Raw genomic sequence first — 23929 nt, forward strand, 5'->3', positions numbered from 1 at the left:
CGTCCGAGTCTTTCACGGACGGTCAGCCGGCGAGCGGGTCGTGTTGGATCCGTTCGGCCGGTGCGCCTTTCGCGATGAGTGCGGCCCTGGTCGCCTCGACCATCTGCGGCCCCCCGCAGACCAGGATCTGCCGGTCGCCCCAGTTGCCGTAGCGGGTCACCACGTCCGGCAGCAGGCCGGTCTGCCGGACGTGCAGGCCACGCGGAGGTCGGACGTCGGGGAAGTCGGCCGCCCACGGCGGATCGGTGCTGAACTCCGACACCGGCGTCACCGAGAGCCACGGGTTGGTCGACGCGACCTGCCACAGCGTCTTCAGATCGTAGAGCTCGCAGGGGAATCGGGCGCCGAAGAACAGGTGCACCCGCGGATTGTCGCCGAACCGGGTCATGTCCATGATCAGGGTGCGCAGCGGCGCCAGCCCGGTGCCTCCCGCGACCATCAGCACGTCCCCGCCGGCCCGGTCGACGTGCAGGCCGCCGTGCGGGCTGGACAGCCGCCACCGGTCGCCCGGCTGCGTCTCGCCGACGATGGCGGTGCTGACCATGCCGCCGGGCACCGACCGGATGTGGAACTCGATCGCCCCGCCGCGGTCCGCGGGAATGGACGGGCTCAGGTAGCGCCAGCGCCTGGGCCATTGCGGCACTTGCACGGTCACGTACTGGCCGGGGTGGTAGAAGAGCGGCTGGTCGAGCTGCAGCCGCACCACCGACACGTCCCGGCAGGCCCGGATGTGTTCGATCACCGTGCCGTCGCAGTAGGCCGGCGCCGCCTCGGCGTCAGCGGCGCCGCGCATCACGCCGGTGACCAGGGTGACCGCGTCGTGGGTGGCCTCGGCGAGCCGGTCGTCCCATCGGTCGCTCAGCCGGTCGCGAAGCGCGGTGGACAGCGCGTGGGCCATGGAGTCGTAATGGCCCTGCGTGACACCGTATTTGCGGTGGTCGCGACCGAGCTGAGCGAGGAACGCCACCGGCTCCTCGGCGCGCTGCGCGATCAGTTCCCCGAACAGCCAGGTCATCGCCTGGGCGAAGACTCTGCGCTGCTGCTCCATGTCCGGGGGGAACAGGTCGCGTGCCGAGAGGTCGATGGCGAACCAGTGGGTGTAGAACCGGCGGATCGTCTCGTCGGAGCCGAGGGCGGGGTCGACGGCGTCACGCAGCAGCATCAGCGCGTCACGGTCGTCGAGTCCCACGCCGTTCGAGTCTAAGTGACCCGGCTGCGGCGCATCGCGGCGATGACCACGAGCGTCGCCCCGAAGGCGGCCCAGCAGGTCAGGACGGCGATCGCGGTGCCGGCTCCGTTGCCGGAGAAGAACGCCGTCGACCGCAGCAGTGTCGCGGTGGCGCCCTGCGGCAGGAGCTGGCCCAGCTGACCCCAGCCGCTGGGCAGCAGTTCCGGCGCGGAGGCCAGGCCCGAGAGCGGGTTGCCGAGCAGCACGGCCAACGCGGCGCCGGCGATCAGGCCTGGCCGGCCGAACAGCGATCCGAGGCCGAGCAGCAGCAGCCCGGATGCCAGCACGCCGAGCGTCAGTCCGGCGGCCACGCCCCAGAGGTTCTGGTCGATGGAGCCGAAGGCATAACGCAGCAGGGCGGCGACGGTGAAGCCGGCCACCGGCGCATACAGGACGACGGCCGCCAGGCGCGTCCACACCTCGCGGCGCAGCACGAGCACCAGCGCGACTGCCGGCAGCAGGCCGGCCAGGGTGATGGGCAGCGCCGAGGCGGGAAGCCCGACGCCACGGGGATCGTCCGCGGTGGGCGGGGCGAGGTCCTCGGTGGGGATGGGGGCACCGGTCTGTTGGGCGAGACCGTTGCCGAGTTGGGTGAGCATCTGGGCGACGGCCGGGCCTGCGCCGGTGGCGATGAGCAGGCGCGGGCCGTCGGGTCCGATGGCGATGCCGCCGTAGACGTCGCGGTGGAGGATCGCGTCCCGCAGGGCGGTCTCACCGGGGAAGTAGGTCACCGCGAAGGCGCCGGGTGCTTGGCGGTCGAGCCGTTCGGCGATCTGCCCGTTGGCGGCCTGCGGCCCGGCGATGCCGATCGGGACGTCGTGGGGCGCCGACTTGGTGGCGGGTAGTGCAAAGGCGATCGCGATGGTGGCGAGCACGACCGTGAGGACGGCGAGGATCCCGGCGGCCCGCAGCGCCGCCGGCGGCTCGTGGGTGGGCACCGCGTGCTGGGCGTGCGGTGCGGATGTCGTCGCCATGACCGCTCCTTTTCATTGTTTGTTGAATTCGGTGTGGCGAGCGTAACGCCGCGACTGCACATTTTCAACATCTATTGAAATGATATTGTCGTTGCATGGCTTCACCAGCGAAGACGCCGCGCCGCCGCGGGCGGCGGCAGGGTGAGCCGGTGTCGCGGGACGCGGTGCTGGCCGCGGCAAAGAAGCGGTTCGCCAGCGAGGGGTACGAGCGCACCACCCTGCGCGCCATTGCCGACGACGCCCACGTCGACCCGTCGATGGTGCTCTACCTGTTCGGCTCGAAACTCGCCCTGTTCCGCGAATCGCTGCGGCTGATCCTCGAGCCGCAGCTACTCGTCGACGCGCTGTCCGACGACGATGGCCCCGCCGACGTCGGCACCCGGATGGTGCGGGTGTACCTGAAGATCTGGGAGTCTCCCGAGAGCGGGCCGAGCATGGTCACGATGCTGCAGTCGGCGACGTCCAACACCGACGCGCACGAGGCCTTCCGCAGCTTCATGCAGAACTACGTGCTCACTGCGGTCGCCGGCGTGCTCGGCGGCGGCGAATCGGCACGCCTGCGCGCGACGCTCGCCGCGACCACGCTCGTCGGTACCGCGATGCTGCGCTACGTCATGAAGATCCCGCCGCTGGCCACGCTGTCGGGCGACGAACTGGTTCGCGTGCTCGCGCCCACCGTGACGCGCTACCTCACCGCCGACGCCGACGAGCTCGGGCTGCCATCGGCGGAGCGCACCGACTGATCCCGTAGCGGTCGACGGTTCTGTCCGAGCGGGATAACGTTCCGCGACGGGCCGGGGTTGAAGGCTGTGCACATTTCTGCGAGGGGTCATGACCACTGACGTCCACTACGGGCACATCTTCCACCTGACGGGCAGCCCGACCGTCGCCGAGGCGGCCGCCGCGCTGGTGTCCGTCCCGGACGGGGCGTTGGTGGTGGGTTCCGACGGCAGGGTCCTGTTCGCCGGCGAAAGAGCCGCAGTGCCGGCCGAATACGCGTCGGCGACGGTGCACGACCAGCGCGGCGGCTACCTGCTGCCGGGGTTCGTCGACACTCACATCCACTTCCCCCAGACGTATGCGGGGGACTCCTACGGCGGCGGTCAGCTGCTGGAGTGGCTCACCAATTGCATCTTCCCGTCCGAATCCAGATATGCAGAACCCGAATTCGCGCAGGAGGCGGCGGTGGAGTTCACCCGGCGCCGGGTCGCGGCCGGCACCACCGCCGCGATGGTGTTCGGCTCGGCGTTCCCGCACGCGCAGGACGCGTTGTTCAGCCAGACGCAGAAGGCGGGCCTGCGGATCGTGTCGGGCCGGGGCATCCAGACCCGCGGCCCGGCCAGCGCAGAGCCGCTGATCACCTCCGAGGAGGACGCGATCCGGCTGACGCGCGAGGAGATCGAGAAGTGGCACGCGGCCGACACGGGCGACGTGGACACCGCGCTGCTGCACGTGGCGATCGTGCCCAGGTTCTCGCTGTCGGTGACCACCGAGACCCTGAGGAACCTCGGCGAGCTGTACGACGAGGTCCGCGATCGCGGCGTCTACGTGCACACCCACCTCAACGAGAACGACCGCCCGGGCACCGGCGAGGTCGACTCCACCAAGCGGGAGTACCAGGTGGACAGCTACCTCGACACCTACGACGGGAAGTTCCTTCGGGGCTCGCAGGTCGGTGGCAAGAGTCTGCTGGGCCCGCGGACCATCCTCGCGCACTGCGTGCACTGCCAGGACGTCGAACTGGCGCGGATGGCGGAGACCGGCACCTCGATCGCGCACTGCCCGGTGTCGCAGCTGTTCCTCGGCTCGGGAACCATGCCGTGGAAGCGGACCATCGCCAGTGGGGTGAATGTCGCCGCGGGAACGGATTTCGGTGGGGGAGACGAGTGGCTGGTGCCGCGGGTGCTCGGTGACGCGTTCAAGCAGCACATCAGTGAGGACGGCGCGGCCGGCGTCTCGCTGCATCCCGCCGAACTGCTGTTCCTCGGCACGCTCGGCGGCGCGCGGGCCCTCGACATGGAGGACAGGTTCGGCAATTTCGACGAGGGCAAGGAGGCCGACTTCGTGGTGGTGCAGCCCGCAGGCGCCCTGAAAGGATTGCTGCGTAACGCATTCCGCGCCGACGACGCCGGCCTGGCCCGGGATCAGACGCTCTTCGCGCTGCTGATGGGTCTGCGGGAGTCGTCGATCGCCGAGGTGTACGTGCGGGGCCGGCGCGTGGTCGCCTGAGTATCGAGAACCCATGGACCAGGTGACCGCGGTGTCGGTGTTCCACCCGGGCGGCGGCGCGCCGTTCGGCGAGTGGGCCCGTTCCCTGACGGCGTGCACGGCCGACGCCGACGGGTGCGTCTCGACGCGCATCGCCGTCGAGGGTGGGCCGTTCGAACCCGCGGTCGCCGTCACCTTCACCGATGCGGAACAGCTGGACCGGTGGCTGGACGGCGCCGCCCGGGCCGAGGTGCTGAGGGAGGGCAGGGAACAGGGCTGGTGGCCGTCGGCGCCGGTGCTGATCCTGGCCGCCGACGCGCCACCGCCACCGGGCGTCGCGGCGTTCCGGCACCGGGTCGCCGCGGGCAGACGCGCCGAATTCCTCGGCGCCCAGCGCCTGCTCACCGATGCGGCGGCCGGGTTCAGCGGATACGAGGGGACGTCGCTCTTCCTCGACGACGCGGGCGGTGAGTCACTGTCGGTGCTGCGCTTCCGCACCGACCGGCAGCTCGCGGCGTGGACGTCGTCGCCGCAACGCGGCGCCGACCTGCCCGACCTGCGTTCGAGCCTGAGCCGTGACTTCGTGCCGATGGCGAGCACCACGCCGCTGGGCACCACCGTGCGCACCGAGCACGGCCGCATCGTGATGACGCCGAACTGGAAGTCGGCGATGCTTTTGCTGCTGGTGCTGTACCCGACCGTGTGGACGCTGTCGCGGTATCTGGGGCCCGTGCTGGACCGGCTCTTCGCGCCGCCGTGGCTGGCGTTGTGGCTGAGCCAGGTGGTCAGTGTGTCGCTGATGCAGTGGTGGCTGATGCCGTGGGTGTCGCGGCCGTTCCGGCGGTGGCTCGACCCGGTGGAGGGCACCGGCTGGCGGAGCAATCTGGCCGGTGCGGCGGTGATTGTGGTGCTCTACGCCGCCACGCTGTTGCTCTTCGAGACGCTCGCCCGGCGGTGACCGACGACTACATCACGCCGTGAATTCCCTTGTAGAGCACCAAGATACCGATGACGACGAGGATTCCGGCGACGAGTACGGCGTGCCTGCGCTCCATCCAGTCACCGACACCGCGCAGCGTCCCGTCGAGACGGTGGGTGAGGAGCGAGTACGCGACGATGGGCAGCAGCACCGTCGACCCGGCGACGAGGGCGAAGTAGACGACCGCCGACCATGCGCCTGCGACGCCGAGGCCGCTGCTGCCGATCGCCATGCCCGATGCGGCGCTGATGAAGAACACCTTCGGGTTGACGACCACCAGCGTCAGCGCGGTGACGAACGAGCGGGCCGGCGACAACCCGGTCAGCGAGGTCATCCACTTCGGCGTGTGCGTGTCGCCGCGCCGCGTCCAGCGGAACACCCCGAGACCGATCAGGACGACGCCCACGACGATCCGCAGCCACGACGCCCAGGACGGCGGCTTGTCGAAGCTGCCGACCAGGCCGGACACCAGCAGGAAGACCGCGGCGAGTCCGAAGAGTCCGAGCAGCCAGCCGGCGAGGAAGGACAGGCCGGCGGGCCTCGGCCGCGGTGAGCGGAGCACGAGCACCGCCGGGATGATCGACAGCGGTGACAGCGCGATCACGAGCGCCAGGGGAATCAGTTCGACCAGTGTCGACACCCAACGCCCGGTCATGGTGTGAAACCTAGCAAGTGCGGCTGCCGGACCGGGGATCGACGTGGCGCGTCGTCACCCCGGAATCCGCAGCGCTGCGGAGACCGTGGCGTACATGGTGGTCTTGATCGCCCCGAGCGTGCCGGGATCCTTGCCGAGTATCGGTTGCAGCCGTTGCGCCGCGGCCTCGACGATGCCGTCTTCGGGCGCGGTGTCGTCGACGAGGGCGGCGGCGACTGCTTCCGGGCCGCCGTAGCGGTGCCCGGTGGTCATGGCGGTGACGGCAGTCTGTGGGGGGAGCTTGGCCTGGATGAGCGCCGCCATGCCGGGGGTGAAGGGGATGCGGATGTCCACCTCGGGGAAGCAGAAGTAGCCGCGGTCGTCGCGCATGACGCGGTAGTCGTGGGCGACCGCGAGCATGGAGCCTGCGCCGAACGCATGGCCGTTGACCGCGGCGACGGTCGGTAGTGGGAACGTCAGCAGCCGGTCGAGGAGTTCCTGCACCCGGCCGACGTACCAGCCCAGCCGATCGCCGTTCGCGCCGAGCCAGTCGAGGTCGAGGCCGTTGGAGTAGAACTTGCCGATTCCGGTGGTGATCAGCGCCTGTGCGTTGGCCGTGACCTCGTCGAGCTGGGTGTTCACGGTGTCCAGCCAGTCGATGGAAAAGCGGTTCTCGTCGTCGCCGAGGGTCAGCACGGCGATGGTGTCGCGGTACTCGAGTGTCGAGGGCATTGAGGGGGTTGTCCTTTCGTGGGGGTGGAGATGGGGGTTCAGGGGGTGGGCGGCGGAATGGTCAGGACGGCCCGCACGGCGGCGGCCAGCCGTTCACGCGCGGCGGGGTCGGCGGTGCGGTCGCCGTGCAGCAGCAGTGCGGTCGGGAGCTCGACGACGCAGTCGCGGATGACAGCGACGGACTGTCTGTCCGCGCGGCCCCACAGGCTGCGCGACAACCGCACGAAGAGCTCGCCGAGCGCCGTGTCGAGTCGGCGCAGCTGATCGGCGACGCCGTCCGGCACCTCTGCGGACCGGAGTAGTTCGTCGCGGGGAACGTTCAGCAGGAACCGCGTCGAGGTCGGCTTCCGGTCGAAGAACAACGCCGGGCAGAGTGCCGCCACGACAACGGCTTCCACCGCGCTCGCGTCGCCGGCTGCGTCGTCGCCGCCGGTGAGCGCCTGCTCGACGACATCGCGCTGGAGCTGCAGGAAGCTCTCTGCGGCCCGTACCCACGCCCGGCCGAGCAGCCCGGCCCGTGATCCGAATGCGTGATACAGCGCGCCGTTGGACACCGAAGTCGCCTCGGACAGGGCGCGGATCGTCACCGCGGCGGGCCCGGCGGTGACCGCGAGCTCCTCGGCGGCGTCGAGCACGCGGTCGAGGTCGTGCACGCGGGGCCGGGGCATGGCTTCAACCATAACAGAGCGCTTGCTCTGTAACTTGATCTGATGAGTTCGGCAGTGTCGAGGGGTCTACCTACAGACGACGATTACGAGATGGGAGTCCCGACATGTCGATCGAGCACGTACTGGCCGTGGTCCCGGTGTCCGACCTCGAGAAGAGCCGGCAGTGGTACGCCACGCTGTTCGGGCGACCGGCGGACAACGACCCGATGCCCAGCCTCACCGAGTGGCAAGTGAACCCGGGCGCATGGGTTCAGGTGTTCGTGGATCCCGAGCGGGCGGGGAAGGGGCAGCTCAACGTCGCGGTCGACGACCTCGACGCTCACCTCGCTGAATTGAGTGGCCGGGGCATCGATCCCGGCGAGATCGTCGAGGCCAACAAGGGCGTGCGGTTCTCACAGATCGCCGACCCGGACGGCAACGTCATCGGCGTCATCGGGGGCTTCCGGCCCGTCTACTGAGGCCCGCCGCTTGCGCGCCCCCGGCCCGGCGCCGGCCTCGTGTTGCTGACCGAGGCTGCCCGGGCCCGGGCAAGGGCACCGAGCACCGCCAAAGCCGACACGCATGCCCGTTGTGTCCGCACCGATCTCGAATATGGGTACATTGGCCCGCGAACAGCGACAGAGGCGGCGATGAGGCTTTCGGAGCGTTGTGCTCGTGGTCCACACACCGCGTTGCCCCGACGAACCCTGCTCGCGGTGGCGGGCGGCTACATCGCCGCCGTACTTGTCGTCGGGCTGGCTTGGTGGCAAAGCTCAGCGACGGGGATGGCAGGCACAGGTGTCGCCGATGCCATTTCGCTGGCGAGTGCCGTCTTCGCAGCAGGATGCACGGCCCGGGCGGCGCGCTCGGCGCTGGGGAGGATGAGACGGGGCTGGGTGGCCATGACCGCCGGCCTGGTGGCTTGGCTGTTGGGCGCCTTCATGTGGGCTCTCCACCCGGCGTGGGGTGTGGGCGCCTCCGCGCTGTCCGTCATCACCTGCTGCGCATTCGTACTCTTCGCCGTTGGTGCGGGTATTTCGCTGTTCTACTTCTCTCCCCGCACGAGCTGGACTTCGACGACACGGTTGACCCTCGATGCAGCGATCGTGGCGGCGTCGCTTTTCGTGATGTGTTGGGTGATTGTGCTGGAGCGGATGATTCATGCGAGTGATTCCCGCCTGACCGCAGGTCTGATGCTGGTGTACCTGATCGCCCAAGTCCTTCTTGTCGCCATCACCGCGCTGATATGGGTCGGCGACTGCCCGGCCCAACGACGAAACGTCGGGCTGCTGGCGGCTGGGATCGCTCTGGCGGCGATCTCGGCGATACCGGTGCCCTACCTGTTCGAAGCCGGCCGGCTCGGCGTGCTCTTCGATTCGGGTCGAGTCGCAGCCTTGGGTCTGCTGGCGCTGGCCGCATTACGCGCCATCCAGGAGCCGTCGGTCGCGGCGTCGCCGCTGCCCACGGCGTCCAAGGTCCGGTTGTGGCTTCCGTACCTGCCGTTGCCGCTCGCGGTCTTTGCCTGGTTTGCGCAGGTGATCGCCAGCGTGGAGAACGCGCTGTTGATCATGGCGGTGATCCTCGTGATCACGGTGCTGGCGCGCCAGGCCGTGGTACTCATCGAGAACCAGCGGCTGCTGTCCGACGTTTCCCGGCTCGCCTTCCGTGACCCGCTGACCGGCTTGGCCAACCGGGCGCTCATGCTCCATCGCCTGGGACAAGCGGTCGAGCGTCACCGGCGTGACGGCGTCTCCCTGGCGGTGTTGTGTCTGGACCTGGATGACTTCAAGACCGTCAACGACGAGATGGGTCATCCTGCAGGCGACGACTTGCTGGTGCGCGTGGCCGTCAGTCTGCTGGCATGCGTTCGCGCTGAAGACACCGTCGCACGGCTCGGCGGTGACGAGTTCGCGGTGTTGATCGAGGGATCTTCGGCCGACTCGCTGAAGCTGGCCGATCGAATCCTCGGCGAATTCGAAACCCCCATCGTGGTAGACGGTGCGGCGATCCTCGTGCGGCCCAGCATCGGAGTGACTGTGGCCACGCCCGACATGGTGCACGTCGACGTCGACGCGCTGCTGCGGCGCGCGGATCTGGCGATGTACGCCGCCAAGCGCGACGGCGGAGGGTGTGTGCGCACCTTCTCGCCGGGCTCGCCCGAGTCCGCTGAGCGGCCGCTTTCGTCGGCGCCGGACGGCGAACCGCTCGCGGCCGCACCGAACGTGCGTCCACCGCGGGTCGCGGCGCCACCCATGGTGCGTGTGGCCCTCGGCGTCCTGCTGGCCGGTGTCGCGCTGTTCGCGCTGTCGACACTTGTTCGGCCGGGACCGGGCCGCATCACCGTGCTGGACAGCTGGTGGGAAGTGGGGCTCGAGCTCCTCGCGGCCGGGCTGGTGGCCCTGCGTGCCTGGCGCGTCTCAGCCGAACGTCGTGCATGGCTGTGCATCGCCGCCGGGATGACCGCCACGGCGATGGGCAGCGTCGTCTATGGCGTCTGGGTGCCCGAGGGGACGCTGCCGTCGATAGCCGATGCGGTTTACCTTGCGTTCTACCCGCTGGTCTACACCGGCCTGGTGCTGTTGATCCGCGCGCAGGTGCGGTGGGTGCCTGCCGGTCTCCGGCTCGACGCCCTGGTCGTCGGATTGACCGCTGCAGCGCTCGCCGCTGCATTGACCGCCGGACCGATTGCCGCCGCGATGAGTGGCTCGCCCGCCACCGTTCTGGTCGGATTGGCCTATCCCGCCGGCGGGCTGCTGCTACTCGCGCTGGCGACGGGGACGCTAGCCGTCCTCGGGTGGCGCGGAGGCTACCGGTGGGCACTCATCGTCGGGGCGTTCGTCCTATGGGTGGTCGCGGACACCATCTACCTCTTCCAGACCGCGAAAGGCTCGTATCTGGAGGGCACGTTGCTCGATGCATGCTGGCCCGCCGCGTTCCTACTGCTCGCGGTGGCCAGCTGGGCCGCGCCGGCCGCCGTTCGGATGAGGACGGCAGGCGGATGGGGGCCGCTGGTGTCGGCCGTATGGTGCGCCGTCGTCGCACTGGGAGTGTCGGCCTTCGCCCGCGACGACGATCTCTCGGTGACGTTGGCCGCGCTGGCAATGGTGGCGGTCGCCGCTCGATTCGGATTGGCCTTCCATGCCGTGAATTCCCGGTGGGTCCGCCATCAGGGTGCGTGGACGAGTCCGAGATCGGCAGCCGCGCTGTCATAGCCTCCCGATGGACTCGTCGGCCTCCCAGATGCCGCGCGGGTGATCGACCGTGCCCTCGTGCGGCCTGTCGGAAAATATATAGACTTGAGCGGAACACACTCAACCTTGACGACGTTGAACATGCCGAGAAGCATTTTGACCACCCCGTAGAAGACTGAATCGGAGGTTGTGGTGGATTCGTTCAACCCGACGACCAAGACGCAGGCCGCGCTCACGTCGGCCCTGCAGGCGGCCACCGCCGCAGGAAACCCGCAGATCGCCCCCGCGCATCTGCTGATGTCGCTGCTCACGCAGAACGACGGCATCGCCGCCCCGCTGCTCGAGGCCGTCGGCGTCGAACCCGCGACGATCCGCGCCGAGGCCCAACGGCTCGTCGACCGGCTGCCCCGCGCCAGCGGCGCCAACAGCCAGCCCCAGCTGAGCCGGGAGTCGCTGACCGCGATCACCGCCGCCCAGCAGCTGGCCACCGAGATGGACGACGAATACGTCTCCACCGAGCACCTGCTCGTCGGCCTCGCCACCGGCGACTCCGACGTCGCCAAGCTGCTGACCGGCGCGGGCGCGTCGCCGCAGGCCCTGCGCGAGGCGTTCACCAAGGTCCGCGGCAGCGCCCGGGTCACCAGCCCCGATCCCGAAGCGACCTACCAGGCGCTGGAGAAGTACTCCACCGACCTCACCGCCCGCGCGCGGGAAGGCAAGCTCGACCCCGTCATCGGTCGCGACACCGAGATCCGTCGCGTCGTGCAGGTGCTGAGCCGTCGCACCAAGAACAACCCGGTGCTGATCGGCGAGCCCGGCGTCGGCAAGACGGCGATCGTCGAGGGCCTGGCCCAGCGCATCATCGCCGGCGATGTGCCGGAGAGCCTGCGCGACAAGACCGTCGTCTCGCTCGACCTCGGCTCGATGGTGGCCGGTTCGAAGTACCGCGGTGAATTCGAGGAGCGGCTCAAGGCCGTCCTCGACGACATCAAGAACTCGGCCGGTCAGATCATCACGTTCATCGACGAGCTGCACACCATCGTCGGCGCCGGCTCCACCGGCGATTCGTCGATGGACGCGGGCAACATGATCAAGCCGATGCTGGCCCGCGGCGAGCTGCGGCTGGTCGGCGCCACCACGCTCGACGAGTACCGCAAGTACATCGAGAAGGACGCCGCGCTGGAGCGCCGCTTCCAGCAGGTCTACGTCGGCGAGCCGTCGGTCGAGGACACCGTCGGCATCCTGCGTGGCCTCAAGGAGCGCTACGAAGTGCACCACGGCGTGCGCATCACCGACTCTGCTCTCGTCTCCGCTGCCACCCTCTCTGATCGCTACATCACCGCCCGGTTCCTGCCGGACAAGGCCATCGACCTGGTCGACGAGGCCGCGTCGCGGCTGCGGATGGAGATCGACTCCCGGCCCGTCGAGGTCGACGAGGTCGAGCGGCTGGTTCGCCGACTCGAGATCGAGGAGATGGCGCTGGCCAAGGAAGAGGACGACGCATCTAAGGACCGGCTGGTGAAGCTGCGGTCCGAACTGGCCGACAAGAAGGAACAGCTGACCGAGCTGACCACCCGCTGGCAGAACGAGAAGCACGCCATCGACGCGGTCCGCGAGCTCAAGGAACAGCTCGACGCGCTGCGACAGGAATCCGAGCGCGCCGAGCGCGACGGTGACCTGGCCAAGGCCGCCGAGCTGCGTTACGGCCGCATCCCCGAGGTCGAGAAGAAACTCGACGCGGCGGTGCCCCAAGCCGAGGCGCGTGAGGACGTGATGCTCAAGGAGGAGGTCGGGCCCGACGACATCGCCGAGGTGGTGTCGGCGTGGACCGGCATCCCCGCCGGCCGGATGCTCGAGGGCGAGACCGCCAAGCTGCTGCGCATGGAGGACGAGCTGGGCAGGCGCGTCGTCGGCCAGAAGAAGGCCGTGCAGGCCGTCTCCGACGCCGTCCGCCGCAGCCGCGCCGGGGTCGCCGACCCGAACCGGCCCACCGGCTCGTTCATGTTCCTTGGGCCCACCGGTGTCGGTAAGACCGAGCTGGCGAAGGCGCTGGCCGAATTCCTGTTCGACGACGAACGCGCGATGGTCCGCATCGACATGAGCGAGTACGGCGAGAAGCACTCGGTGGCCCGCCTCGTCGGTGCGCCTCCCGGCTACGTCGGTTACGACCAGGGCGGTCAGCTGACCGAGGCGGTACGGCGTCGGCCGTACACGGTGATCCTGTTCGACGAGATCGAGAAGGCCCACCCGGATGTGTTCGACGTGCTGCTGCAGGTGCTCGACGAGGGCAGGCTGACCGACGGCCAGGGCCGCACGGTCGACTTCCGCAACACCATCCTGATCCTGACGTCCAACCTGGGCGCCGGTGGTTCGGAGGAGATGGTGATGGCGGCGGTGCGCTCGGCCTTTAAGCCTGAGTTCATCAACCGCCTGGACGACGTCATCATCTTCGACGGGCTCAACCCCGAGGAGCTGGTTTCGATCGTCGACATCCAGCTTCAGCAGCTGGCCAAGCGGCTGGCGCAGCGCCGCCTCACCCTCGAGGTGTCGCTGCCTGCGAAGAAGTGGCTCGCCAGCGCGGATTCGATCCGCTCTACGGCGCCCGCCCGCTGCGCAGGCTGATCCAGCAGGCGATCGGCGACCAGCTGGCGAAGCTGTTGCTGGCTGGTGACGTGCACGACGGCGACGTGGTGCCCGTCAACGTGAGCGCCGACGGCGACGGGCTGGTGCTCGGCTGATCTGAAGCGCCGAGACTGCGGTCAGATCGCGAATTCCCACTCAGGGGCGATCTGGCCGCAGTTTCGCGTTCGGGGGCGATACTCGTGTGACTGGAGAGACGCATGACAGTCGACGAGACGCGGTTGTGACCAACTTGAGTTCGAGCGAAAGCGGTACCAGCAAGTAGGCTAGGACCAATGGTCCCGCTCTGGTTCACGCTGTCCGCGCTCTGCTTCGTGGGTGCGGCCGTGCTGTTGTACGTCGACATCGACCGTCGACGCGGGCTCGGCCGCCGCCGCAAGTCATGGGCGAAATCGCACGGCTTCGACTACGAACACGAGTCCGCCGACATCCTCAAGCGCTGGAAGCGCGGGGTGATGTCGACCGTCGGCGACGTCAACGCCCGCAACGTGGTGCTCGGACAGATCCGCGGCGAGGCCGTTTTCATCTTCGACCTTGAGGACGTCGCGACGGTGATCGCGCTGCACCGCAAGGTCGGCACGAACGTGGTCGTCGACGTGCGCCTCAAGGACATCAAGGAACCGCGCGAGAACGACATCTGGCTGCTCGGCGCCATCGGGCCGCGGATGGTCTACTCCACCAACCTCGACGCCGCCCGGCGCGCCTGCGATCGCCGGATGGTGACGTTCGCCCACACCGCGCCGGACTGCGCCGAGATCATGTGGAACGAGCAGAACTGGACGCTGGTCAGCATGCCGGTCACCAGCACCCGCGCCCAGTGGGACGAGGGCCTGCGGACCGTGCGGCAGTTCAACGACCTGCTACGCGTCCTGCCGCCCGTCCCGCAGCCCGCCGCCAGTCAGCCGGCGCCCAGGCGCAGCGGCTCGCCGAGCCGTCCGCTCAAGCCGGCCCCCGCGCCCCGTGCCGAGATGGCCGCGGGCCGCGCCGACGTGCCGACCGGCCGCGCCGACGTCACCCGCTACCCCCAGCGGCCCGAGGCCGCTCGCGCCGAAGGCCCCGCCGCGGGACGCGCCGGCGGTCCGTCCCCGGTGCGTGCCGAGCCGTCGCGCCGTCCGCCGCAGGCCCGCAACGCCAGGCAGTCGCCGCACTACCACCGCTGACCTTCCGCGGTTGTCGGGCGGCATACGCCGCCAAGTAACCTGTCGGCATGACCCGCCCCGTCGCACTGATCACCGGACCGACGTCCGGACTGGGTGCGGGATTCGCCCGTCGCTACGCCGTCGACGGCTACGACCTGGTGCTCGTCGCCCGTGACGCGGGCCGCCTCGAACAGCTCGCGTCGGAGTTGCGCGCCGAGGCAGGCGCCACCGTCGAGGTGATCCCGGCCGACCTCGCCGTCGCCGACGACCGCGCCAGGGTCGCCGACCGGCTCGCCGCCGGGGTCCAGGTGCTGGTCAACAACGCCGGATTCGGCACCGCGGGCGAATTCTGGACCGCCGACCTCACGCTGCTGCAGTCCCAGCTGGACGTCAACGTCACCGCGGTGATGCAGCTGACGCACGCGGCGCTGCCGCCGATGCTCGCCGACCACCGCGGCACCGTGATCAACGTCGCCAGCGTCGCAGGACTGCTGCCGGGCCGCGGATCGACGTACTCGGCGTCCAAGGCCTGGGTGATCGCGTTCAGCGAGGGGCTGGCCAACGGCCTCGGCGGAACCGGCGTCGGCGTGCACGCGCTGTGTCCTGGCTTCGTGCGCACCGAATTCCACGCCCGCGCAGGCATCGAGATGGCAGGCACCCCGTCGTTCCTGTGGCTCGAGGTCGACGACGTGGTGCGGGACTGCCTTGCCGCCGTCGCCAAGGACAAGGTCCTCATCGTGCCGGGTGTGCAGTACAAGGCGCTCACCACCGGTGGCCGGGTGGTTCCGCGAAACCTGGTGCGCGCCATGACGAAAGTGGTGGGCAAGGGCCGTGGCAGGACCTGACCCCGACCGTGAACACCAGTGCGTAGGCTGATCGCGCTCGTCGCCGCCGTGCTCCTCACCGCGGTGTCCGGTTGCTCCGATGACGCTGCGACCCACGAGAACCACTACGGCGCACAGGCCGCGGCCATCGGCGAGTCGCAGTCGGTGCTGGGCTGGAACCTCTCGGTGGCGAACCTGCGGTTCGACGGCGACTTCGTGCTGGTCGACGTCGACGCCGCCCGCAACGCCGACGACGCCGCCCCCGCGGACAGCCTGCGCTTCGGTCTCTACGGCGCGCTGTACCACCCGATCGAGGCCAACGCGGTCGGCGGCTGCCGGGACGCCGCGACGCTGGACATCCGGCCCGCCGCGGCCCCGACCCCCGACCGGCTCAGCGGCACCGTCTGTCTGGGCCCGATGCGCGACCAGAGCCAGGTGCGCGGTGTCTACGTCTATTCGCCCAAGGACCGGGTGCCCGGCACCACCGTCGCCTATCCCGCCGCGTTCCCGGTCGGGCTGGTGCCCACCCCCGGCACGGACACCGGGCTGAGCCTGAAGACCACCAGCGTCGACGCCTTCGACGCCGACGGCGCGCAGATCGCTCCGACCGCCATCGGTGAGCCGGACGCGTTCACAGGCGACGGCTACATGCTGATGGGACTGGATATCACCAGCGTTTCGACCCGCTACCGCGACGACGCCGTGCGGCGCGGCGGCCCGCTGATGGTGGTCGTCGGACCCACGCTCCCGCCGCCGGGACTGAGCTATGCGTGCTCGACATACGGGTCCTCGGTGCTGGTGCTGCCGGATTCCTCACGGGACGCGGTCGCACTCAACGCGTCGCTGTGCACGCAGGGCAACATGAACGCCGCGCTGCTCTACGCCACGGTCTCGGTGGTCGGTACCCACGCCGCGCTGTGGACCACCCGTGGCTGACTCCGACGCGCCGGGACCCACCGAGTGGCACGCGACGCCCGGGGTCGGGCCGTGGCCCGGGCACGCGCCCACCGATCCGCGCTACGACCCGGACCTGTTGCGCGACGGCGACACCCGCAACGTCGTCGACGCCTACCGGTACTGGACGCGCGACGCGATCATCGCCGACATCGACCGGCGTCGCCATCCGCTGCACATCGCGATCGAGAACTTCGGCAACGACGCCAACATCGGCGCGGTGGTGCGCACGGCCAACGCGTTCGCCGTCGACACCGTGCACATCGTCGGCCGCCGGCGCTGGAACCGCCGCGGCGCCATGGTGACCGACCGCTACCAGCGGCTGCGCCACCACGACAGCACCGCCGAACTGCTGGCGTTCGCGGCGGACGCCGGCCTGACCGTCGTCGCGGTCGACAACGTCCCGGGCGCGACCCGCCTCGAGCAGGCGACCCTGCCGCGGCACTGCCTGCTGATCTTCGGGCAGGAAGGCCCAGGCATCACCGGGGATGCGAAAGCCGGTGCGGCATCAACTGTCTCGATTGCACAGTTCGGTTCGACCCGCAGCATCAACGCCGCGGTGGCCGCCGGCATCGCCATGCACGCTTGGGTCGTCGAGCACGCCGACCTCGGCCTGGCCTGGTAGCGGCGCGCTGCGCAGCAACAGCCACACGCCGAGCGCCGACACCAGCATCAGCACCGCGCCGACGCCGGAGGCGAAGGCCAGCCCGGAGGTGAACGCCTCCTGCGCGGCCGTGCGCAGCGCATCACCCTGGCCGGCGGGCAGTCCTTCGGAGACCTGTACCGCGGCGGCCAGCGAGTCCTGGGCGTGCGCGGCCGCGGCCGCCGGAATGCCGGGCGGCACGATGAACCCGCGGTAGACGCCGGTGACGATCGACCCGAGGACGGCGATGCCCAGCGCCATGCCGAGCTCGTAGGCGGTCTCGGACACCGCGGCCGCCGCGCCCGCGCGTTCCTTGGGCACGCTGGCCAGGATGACGTCGCTGGCGACGGTGAAGGCGAGCCCGAGCCCGACACCGACGATGAACAACGTCACGCCCAGTTGCGGATACGGCGTGTCGGGACGGATCAGCGTCAGCGTCGCCATCGCCAGCCCGACCATCGTCAGGCCCGCCGTCAGCACCGCCCGCCGGCTCAGGTACCGCACCGCGACACCGGCCAGCACGCCGAACACCGTGGCCGCCACCGCCGCAGGCACCTCGGCCAGCCCGGCCTGCAGCGGGCCGTACCCCTTAACCAGCTGAAAGAACTGCGAGAGGAAGAACACCAGGCCCGAAAGTCCCAGCACGGAGAGCAGATTCGCGCCGACCACACCGGAGAAGGCGCGGTTGGCGAACAGCCGTACGTCGATCAGCGGGCTGGGTAGCCGCAACTGGCGCCGCACGAACCACGTCAGCGCCGCGGCGCCGAGCACCGCCGCGAGGGCGCCGTCGATCCGGAAGCCATGTGCGGCAGTCTCTTTGATGGCGTAGACGACGGCGAGGATCCCCGCCATCGACAGCCCGACCGACGGCAGGTCCCACGGACCAGGATGCGGATTGCGGTGCTCCGGGAGCAGCAGCACGCCGCCAACCACCAGCATGACCATCACCGGTACGTTGATCAGGAAGACCGAGCCCCACCAGAAGTGCTCGAGCAGCACACCGCCCAGCACGGGGCCGAGCGCCGCGCCCGCGGAGAACGTCGCCGCCCAGATGCCGACGGCCAGTGAACGTTCGCGAGGTTCGGCGAAGATGGTCCGGATGAGCGCCAGCGTGGCAGGCGCCAGCGTCGCGCCGGCGACACCCTGAAGCGCGCGGCCCGCGATCAGCAGTTCGGCGGTCGGCGCGTAGGCGGTCAGCGCCGATACGGCGCCGAATCCGATCGCACCGAAGAGCAGCAGCCTGCGCTGCCCGATCCGGTCGCCGAGGCTGCCCATCGTGATGAGGAGGCTGGCCAGGACGAAGGAGTAGATGTCACCGATCCAGAGGATCTCGGTGGCGGTGGCGCCGAGGTCGCGGCTGATGAAGGGGGTGGCCAGCGCCAGCACCGTGCCGTCGATGCCGATCAGCAGCACCGCCAGGGTCAGGATGCCCAGTGCGAACCAGCGGCGGCTCATGGGGTCTTCACTCCGTTCAGTAGCAGCTCGGTGATCATCCGGTTGAAGTCGCGGGCCGGCACCCGGCCCACCTGGCTGGCCCAGCCGTAGCCGGCGACCAGGCTGTAGAGAGCCTCGGTCAGCCACGCGGCGGTGAGGTCGGGACGGAACTCCCCGGCGCGCTGGCCTCGCTCGAACAGCCGGGTCATCTCGGCGTCGACCTCGGCCCAGCCCTCGAGCGAGGCGTCCATGTCGACGTCCTGGCTCTGGCTGTATAGCAGCGCGAGATACGGAGACACCGGCTCGCACGCGGCCACCAGCCTGCGCAGCGCGTCGGTGGCCGAATCCTCCTGCAGCCGTGCGGTGTCCAGGGCACCGCGCATCTCGGCGATGGCGAGGTCGTCCAGCGCGGCGAGGAGCGCGGGCTTGCCGGCGAAGTGCCGGTGCAGCGTGGCGCGGCTGACGCCGACGGCCGCGGCGATCTCGTCCTGGGTGGCGTTGGGCCGACGTCCGAGGAAGTCCGCGGCCGCCCGCAGCAGGTTCTCGCGATCAACGGCCATGAGACGACTATAGCGCGAATGAGACGAATTTGTCTCACGGCATTACGCCGAGCGACCCTCCCGCGGGCCGCCCGGTGAGGCAGGATCAATGCCATGGATCAGCTGTGGGCCAATCGCGCGGCCAGTGCCGAAGCCGCGATCACCAAGCGCCATCTCAAGCGGCTGTGGGGCCTGCCGGGCACCCAGCTCGGGGTGGTGGCCTGGCCGTCGGCGCGGCGCTACTCGTGGTTCGGCACCTGGCACTACTGGTGGCAGGCCCATCTGCTGGACTGCCTCGTCGACGCGCAGGTGCGCGACCCCCAACCGGAGCGGCAGGCCCGGATCGCCCGCCAGATCCGGTCACATCGCCTGCGCAACAACGGCTCCTGGGTCAACGACTACTACGACGACATGGCCTGGCTGGCCCTTTCCCTGGAACGGGCCTGCCGGCTGGCCGGAGTGGAGAAGCCGCGGGCGCTCAAGAAACTGGCCGATCAGCTCGTCAACGCCTGGGTACCCGAGGACGGCGGCGGCATCCCGTGGCGCAAGCAGGACCAGTTCTTCAACGCCCCGGCGAACGGCCCGGCCGCGATCTTCCTGGCGCGCTACGACGACCGGTTGCGCCGCGCCCAGCAGATGGCGGACTGGATCGACGAGGTGCTCATCGACCCCGACAGCCACCTCGTCTTCGATGGCATCAAGGCCGGTTCGCTGGTGCGCGCCCAGTACACCTACTGCCAGGGCGTCGTGCTCGGACTCGAGGTGGAACTCGCGGCGCGCACCCAGGACGACGACCACGCACCCCGGGTACACCGGCTCGTCGACGCCGTCCGCGAGCATATGGCGCCCGACGGGGTGCTCAAGGGGGCCGGCGGCGGCGACGGCGGCCTGTTCCACGGCATCCTGGCGCGCTACCTGGCCCTGGTCGCCACCGATCTTCCGCAGCGCACCCCGGAGGACGCCGCCGCCCGCGACACCGCCCGCGATCTGGTGCTGACCTCGGCGCAGGCCGCGTGGGACAACCGGCAGACCGTCGACAGCCTGCCGCTGTTCGGCGCGTTCTGGGAGCGCACCGCCGAGGTGCCGACGGTCGCCGGCAAGGAGGCGCAGTTCGTCGAGGGCGCCGTCAACGCCTCCGAGATCCCCGAGCGCGACCTGTCCGTGCAGCTGTCGGGCTGGATGCTGATGGAGGCCGCGCACACCGTCGCCGAATCGCCGGCCCCCACGCAGTGACGACGGCCTTCCCGAGGATCGTCCGCCTGCTGCCGACCCGGTTCAGCCGGGACCCCAGCACGCCGCGATCCACCGAGAACACCGCGGCCGCACTGCTGCTGCTGTTCACCCTGCTGGCCATCGGTTGGGCGAATTCGCCATGGGCCGAGACCTACTCGGCGTTCTGGGACACCGACGTCGGGTTGAGCTTCGGCGAATACCACACCGAGATGTCGGTCAAGCACCTGGTCAACGACGGCCTTATGGCGTTCTTCTTCTTCATCGTCGGCCTCGAGGTCAAGGCCGAGTTCGCGATCGGCGAGCTGACCGACCGATCGCGCGCCGCGGTGCCGGTGGTCGCCGCCGTCGCCGGGCTGATCCTGCCCGCCGTGATCTTCTTGGCCTTCAACCCCTCCGGCGACGACGCCCAGGCCTGGGGTGTGGTGATCTCCACCGACACCGCCTTCCTGGTCGGCGCACTGGCGGTGATCAAGCCGAAATTCCCCGCGCGGCTGCGCATCTTCCTGCTGACCCTTGCGGTGGTCGACGACGTCGGCGCGCTCGGCGCCATCGCGCTCTTCTACACCGACGACCTGCGGGTGACCCCGCTGATCGTCGCCATCGTCCTGATCGGCGCCCTTGCCGGGGTGCGGTTCCTGCCCCGGCTGCGCGGCCCGGCGTACGCCGCGCTGGGCTTCGCGCTGTGGATCGCGCTGTACATCGCCCACGTGCACCCCACCCTCGCCGGCGTCGCCGTCGCGCTGCTGATCCCCGTCTTCACGCCGGAACGGCGCCAGGTGGAACAGACCGTCGACCTGATCCGCGCGTTCCGCCAGTCACCCAACCCCGAGTACGCCCGCGCGGTCACCCGCGGACTGCGCGAGTCGATCTCGATCAACGAGCGCCTGCAGACCGCCGTCGGCCCGTACGTCTCGTTCCTGGTGCTGCCGATCTTCGCGCTGGCCAACGCGGGCGTCCGACTGGACGAGGCGACCGTCATGGCCGCGCTGCAATCCACTCTGATGTGGGGCATCGTCGCGGGCCTGGTGCTCGGCAAGTTCGTCGGCATCACCGCGGCCACCGCCCTGATGCGGGCCACCGGCCTGGGCCAGCTCTCGCCGGGGATGTCGCTGCGACGGGTGGCCGGCGGCGCGCTGCTCTCCGGCATCGGGTTCACCATCTCGCTGTTCATCGTCGACCTCGCGATCGACGACCCGCTGAAGCAGGACGAGGCGCGGGTCGGCGTGCTGATCGCCTCGGTGCTGGCCTTCGTGCTGGGATGGGCGTTCTTCCGGATCACCGACCTGATCAGCCCTCCGGAGGCGGTCGGCATGAAGCTCGTCCGCCCGATCGACCCCGACCGCGACCACGTCAAGGGGCGGCCGGACGCGCCGCTGAGTCTCGTCGAGTACGGCGACTACGAATGCCCGTTCTGCAGCAGGGCCACCGGGGCGATCGACGAGGTGCGGGCACATTTCGGCGACCGGCTCATCTACGTGTGGCGGCACCTGCCGCTGGAGCGGGCACATCCGCGGGCCTTCGACGCCGCCCGAGCCGTGGAGGGCGCCGCCCTGCAGGGCAAGTTCTGGGAGATGGGCCGGGAACTGTTCGCCCACCAGGACGACCTGGAGTGGTCGGACATGTACCGCTACGCGGTCGGCGTCGGCCTCGACATCGAGCGTTTCGACCAGGACGTGCGGGTGCACGCGTCGAAGGTGCTGCACCGGGTGCAGGACGACGCGCAGGACGCCGAGGTGATGGACCTGAACTCCACCCCGACATTCTTCGTCAACGGCAAGCGGCACAAGGGCCCGTGGGATGCGGCCAGCCTGATCCGCGCGCTGGAAGCCGGCCGCGGAGGCGATGTGACCGAGGCTCGGCGCTGAGCACCCGCCCAGTACCGTGGTCGGCGTGAGGGACGTGTTCGCCGACCTGCTCGCGGTCTGGCGCGACGGCGGCACCGCGGGGCTCGCGACGGTGGTCCGGACCTTCCGCTCGGCGCCACGCCCGCCCGGCGCGTCGATGGTGGTGGCGCCCGACGGCACGGTCAGCGGATCGGTGTCCGGCGGCTGCGTCGAGGGCGCGGTGTACGAGCTGGCCGGTGAGGTCGTCGCCGACGGCACGCCGCGGCTGCAGCGCTATGGCGTCAGCGACGATGACGCCTTCGCCGTCGGTCTGACGTGCGGCGGCATCCTCGACGTGTTCGTCGAGGCCGTCTCGCAGCACACGTTCCCCGATTTCGACGCGGTGGTCGAGGACATCGAGGCCCATCGCCCGGTGGCGACCGCGACCGTCGTCACCCATCCCGACCCGTCGTGGGTGGGACGGCGGCTGGTGGTCCGGCCCGACTCCGCAGACACTCCCGTCACCGGCACGCTCGGGTCGGCCCGGGCGGACGCGGCGGTCACCGACGACGCCCGCGGGCTGCTCGACGCAGGCCGCAGCGAGGTGCTGACCTTCGGACCCGACGGCGAGCGGCGCGGCGTGGGTATGGAGGTGTTCGTCGCCGGCCACGCACCGCGGCCGCGGATGCTTGTGTTCGGGGCGATCGACTTCGCCGCGGCGGTGGCCTGGCAGGGGTCGCTGCTCGGCTACCGCGTCACGGTGTGCGACGCCCGGGCGGTGTTCGCCACTCCCGCGCGCTTCCCGACCGCCGACGACGTGGTGGTCGACTGGCCGAACCGCTACCTGGCGGCGCAGGCAGAGGCGGGCGCCGTCGACGGCCGCACCGTGATCTGCGTGCTCACCCACGACCCCAAGTTCGACGTGCCGCTGCTCGAGGTGGCGCTGCGGCTGCCGCAGGTCGGCTACATCGGCGCGATGGGATCGCGGCGCACGCACACCGACCGGCTCGACCGGCTGCGGGCGGCCGGGCTCACCGACGCCGAACTGGCACGGCTGGCCAGCCCGATCGGCCTCGACCTCGGCGCACGGACCCCCGAGGAGACCGCGGTGTCGATCGCGGCGGAGATCATCGCGCGGCGCTGGGGCGGCACCGGGCGACCGCTCGGCGCCACCGGCGGCCCCATTCATCACGAGCACGACGAGCCCAGCGTCTTGCCTTCATGATCGGCCAGAGACGACACTGAGCGGTATGGAACAGTACCGCCGCGGCGACCTGGTGTTCGACGTCAAGGACGTGGGTCCCGCCGACGGGCCGGTGGTGGTGCTGCTGCACGGCTTCCCGCAGCACAACGACAGCTGGGACGCCGTCATCGCCCGGCTGAGCGCGCAGGGTTTCCGCTGCCTGGCGCCCAATCAGCGCGGCTACTCGCCCGGCGCCCGGCCGCGGCGGCGGCGCGACTACAAGACCACCGAACTGATCGCCGACGTCGGCGCGCTGATCGACGCCAGCGGTGCGGACAAGGTGCACGTGGTCGGCCACGACTGGGGCGCCGCCGTCGCCTGGGGTGTCGCATCGGAGTACCCCGACCGGCTCGCCACGGTGTCACCGGTGTCGGTGCCGCACCCCGCGGCGTTCCTCAAGTCCATGCCGACCAGCAAGCAGGGCCTGGCGTCCTGGTACATGTACGTCTTCCAGCTGCCGTGGCTGCCGGAGTTCCTGCTCACCCGCAACGGCGGCGCCATGTCGACGAAGTCGCTGCAGCGCATCGGTCAGACCCGGGAAGCCGCCGAACGCGACACCCGCGCCATGCTCGAGCCGGGCGCGATGACCGCAGGCCTGAACTGGTACCGGGCCATGCCGTTGACCGACCTGCGGCGGGCGGGCGGCAAGATCACCGTGCCGACGATGTACGTGTGGAGCGACAACGACGCGGCGCTGCTGCCGAAGGCCGCCTACGAGACCGAGCGATACGTCGCGGCGGACTACCGCTTCGAGGTGATGCCCGGCGTCTCGCACTGGATTCCCGAGGAGAAGGCCGACGAGCTGTCGGACCTGCTGCTCGAGTGGTTCGCGGCCCACCCGATCGCCTGACTCGACAGCCGTCG

20 protein-coding genes and 1 pseudogene are annotated in these 23929 nt (G+C 70.1%); 14 read left to right on the forward strand and 7 right to left on the reverse strand.

Annotated features, from left to right (window positions below; genetic code table 11):
- Window positions 1-22: 22 nt before the first annotated feature.
- Window positions 23-1189, reverse strand: coding sequence for an FAD-binding oxidoreductase (locus O6P37_RS24730; protein WP_269896562.1), 1167 nt, complete (start codon window positions 1187-1189; stop codon window positions 23-25).
- 11 nt (window positions 1190-1200) lie between these two features.
- Complete coding sequence (locus tag O6P37_RS24735) at window positions 1201-2202, reverse strand: ABC transporter permease (RefSeq protein ID WP_269896563.1); 1002 nt, start codon at window positions 2200-2202, stop codon at window positions 1201-1203.
- 95 nt (window positions 2203-2297) lie between these two features.
- On the opposite strand from O6P37_RS24735, the gene O6P37_RS24740 reads away from it, so the two are divergent.
- The 3 genes from O6P37_RS24740 (at window position 2298) to O6P37_RS24750 (ending at window position 5368) form a co-directional block, all read left to right on the forward strand.
- Entirely contained in the window at window positions 2298-2945 is a 648-nt protein-coding gene (locus O6P37_RS24740) for a TetR/AcrR family transcriptional regulator (RefSeq protein ID WP_269896564.1), read from the forward strand.
- A gap of 88 nt (window positions 2946-3033) precedes the next feature.
- Window positions 3034-4431 (forward strand): amidohydrolase family protein, encoded by a 1398-nt coding sequence (locus O6P37_RS24745; protein WP_269896565.1) that lies wholly within the window; start codon window positions 3034-3036, stop codon window positions 4429-4431.
- Window positions 4432-4444: 13 nt separating this feature from the next.
- On the forward strand, window positions 4445-5368 hold the full coding sequence (locus tag O6P37_RS24750) for an antibiotic biosynthesis monooxygenase (RefSeq protein ID WP_269896566.1): 924 nt from the start codon (window positions 4445-4447) through the stop codon (window positions 5366-5368).
- A 7-nt stretch (window positions 5369-5375) separates the two neighbouring features.
- Here the strand turns inward: O6P37_RS24750 and O6P37_RS24755 are convergent, their stop codons facing one another.
- From O6P37_RS24755 to O6P37_RS24765, 3 genes are read right to left on the reverse strand one after another with little or no spacing between them, the layout of a single operon-like run.
- A complete protein-coding gene (locus tag O6P37_RS24755; RefSeq protein ID WP_269896567.1) occupies window positions 5376-6044 on the reverse strand; it encodes a GAP family protein in 669 nt (222 codons plus the stop codon).
- A 54-nt stretch (window positions 6045-6098) separates the two neighbouring features.
- Window positions 6099-6755: an enoyl-CoA hydratase-related protein gene (locus O6P37_RS24760; RefSeq protein ID WP_269896568.1), complete on the reverse strand. Its 657-nt coding sequence runs from the start codon at window positions 6753-6755 to the stop codon at window positions 6099-6101.
- Between the two features lie 38 nt (window positions 6756-6793).
- The gene (locus O6P37_RS24765) at window positions 6794-7423 is read right to left on the reverse strand and encodes a TetR family transcriptional regulator (RefSeq protein ID WP_269896569.1); all 630 of its coding nucleotides are present in this window, start codon (window positions 7421-7423) and stop codon (window positions 6794-6796) included.
- Between the two features lie 104 nt (window positions 7424-7527).
- Between O6P37_RS24765 and O6P37_RS24770 the strand changes: the two genes are divergently transcribed.
- The 7 genes and pseudogenes from O6P37_RS24770 to O6P37_RS24800 all read left to right on the forward strand — a co-directional run bounded on the left by O6P37_RS24770 (window position 7528) and on the right by O6P37_RS24800 (window position 16775).
- Entirely contained in the window at window positions 7528-7881 is a 354-nt protein-coding gene (locus O6P37_RS24770) for a VOC family protein (RefSeq protein WP_269896570.1), read from the forward strand.
- A 423-nt stretch (window positions 7882-8304) separates the two neighbouring features.
- Window positions 8305-10614 (forward strand): diguanylate cyclase domain-containing protein, encoded by a 2310-nt coding sequence (locus O6P37_RS24775; protein WP_269896571.1) that lies wholly within the window; start codon window positions 8305-8307, stop codon window positions 10612-10614.
- A 171-nt stretch (window positions 10615-10785) separates the two neighbouring features.
- Window positions 10786-13331 (forward strand): annotated as a pseudogene (gene clpB / locus O6P37_RS24780) (ATP-dependent chaperone ClpB).
- Window positions 13332-13508: 177 nt separating this feature from the next.
- Window positions 13509-14393, forward strand: a complete 885-nt coding sequence (gene ttfA / locus O6P37_RS24785; protein ID WP_269896572.1) for a trehalose monomycolate transport factor TtfA — start codon at window positions 13509-13511, stop codon at window positions 14391-14393.
- A gap of 47 nt (window positions 14394-14440) precedes the next feature.
- Window positions 14441-15217 (forward strand): SDR family NAD(P)-dependent oxidoreductase, encoded by a 777-nt coding sequence (locus tag O6P37_RS24790; protein WP_269896573.1) that lies wholly within the window; start codon window positions 14441-14443, stop codon window positions 15215-15217.
- An 18-nt stretch (window positions 15218-15235) separates the two neighbouring features.
- Window positions 15236-16132 (forward strand): hypothetical protein, encoded by an 897-nt coding sequence (locus O6P37_RS24795; RefSeq protein ID WP_269896574.1) that lies wholly within the window; start codon window positions 15236-15238, stop codon window positions 16130-16132.
- Window positions 16125-16775: a TrmH family RNA methyltransferase gene (locus O6P37_RS24800; protein WP_269896575.1), complete on the forward strand. Its 651-nt coding sequence runs from the start codon at window positions 16125-16127 to the stop codon at window positions 16773-16775. The genes O6P37_RS24795 and O6P37_RS24800 overlap by 8 nt, the downstream gene beginning before the upstream one ends.
- Here O6P37_RS24800 and O6P37_RS24805 read toward each other — a convergent pair.
- Entirely contained in the window at window positions 16659-18248 is a 1590-nt protein-coding gene (locus O6P37_RS24805; protein WP_269896576.1) for an MFS transporter, read from the reverse strand. The two genes, O6P37_RS24800 and O6P37_RS24805, sit on opposite strands and share 117 nt — an antisense overlap.
- Complete coding sequence (locus O6P37_RS24810) at window positions 18245-18787, reverse strand: TetR/AcrR family transcriptional regulator (protein WP_269896577.1); 543 nt, start codon at window positions 18785-18787, stop codon at window positions 18245-18247. Before O6P37_RS24810 ends, O6P37_RS24805 begins: the two co-directional genes overlap by 4 nt.
- 93 nt (window positions 18788-18880) lie before the next feature.
- On the opposite strand from O6P37_RS24810, the gene O6P37_RS24815 reads away from it, so the two are divergent.
- From O6P37_RS24815 to O6P37_RS24830, 4 genes are read left to right on the forward strand one after another with little or no spacing between them, the layout of a single operon-like run.
- Window positions 18881-19999, forward strand: coding sequence for a glycoside hydrolase family 76 protein (locus O6P37_RS24815; RefSeq protein ID WP_269896578.1), 1119 nt, complete (start codon window positions 18881-18883; stop codon window positions 19997-19999).
- Window positions 19996-21864 carry a Na+/H+ antiporter NhaA gene (gene nhaA, locus O6P37_RS24820; protein WP_269896579.1) on the forward strand — a complete coding sequence of 623 codons (1869 nt, stop codon included), beginning with the start codon at window positions 19996-19998 and terminating at the stop codon, window positions 21862-21864. The genes O6P37_RS24815 and nhaA overlap by 4 nt, the downstream gene beginning before the upstream one ends.
- 25 nt (window positions 21865-21889) lie before the next feature.
- Entirely contained in the window at window positions 21890-23047 is a 1158-nt protein-coding gene (locus tag O6P37_RS24825; RefSeq protein WP_269896580.1) for an XdhC family protein, read from the forward strand.
- A gap of 25 nt (window positions 23048-23072) precedes the next feature.
- A complete protein-coding gene (locus O6P37_RS24830) occupies window positions 23073-23915 on the forward strand; it encodes an alpha/beta fold hydrolase (RefSeq protein ID WP_269896581.1) in 843 nt (280 codons plus the stop codon).
- Window positions 23916-23929 lie beyond the last annotated feature (14 nt).

Origin of the sequence: Mycobacterium hippophais (genome assembly GCF_027529605.1) — a bacterium.
Classification (GTDB): domain Bacteria; phylum Actinomycetota; class Actinomycetes; order Mycobacteriales; family Mycobacteriaceae; genus Mycobacterium; species Mycobacterium arseniciresistens.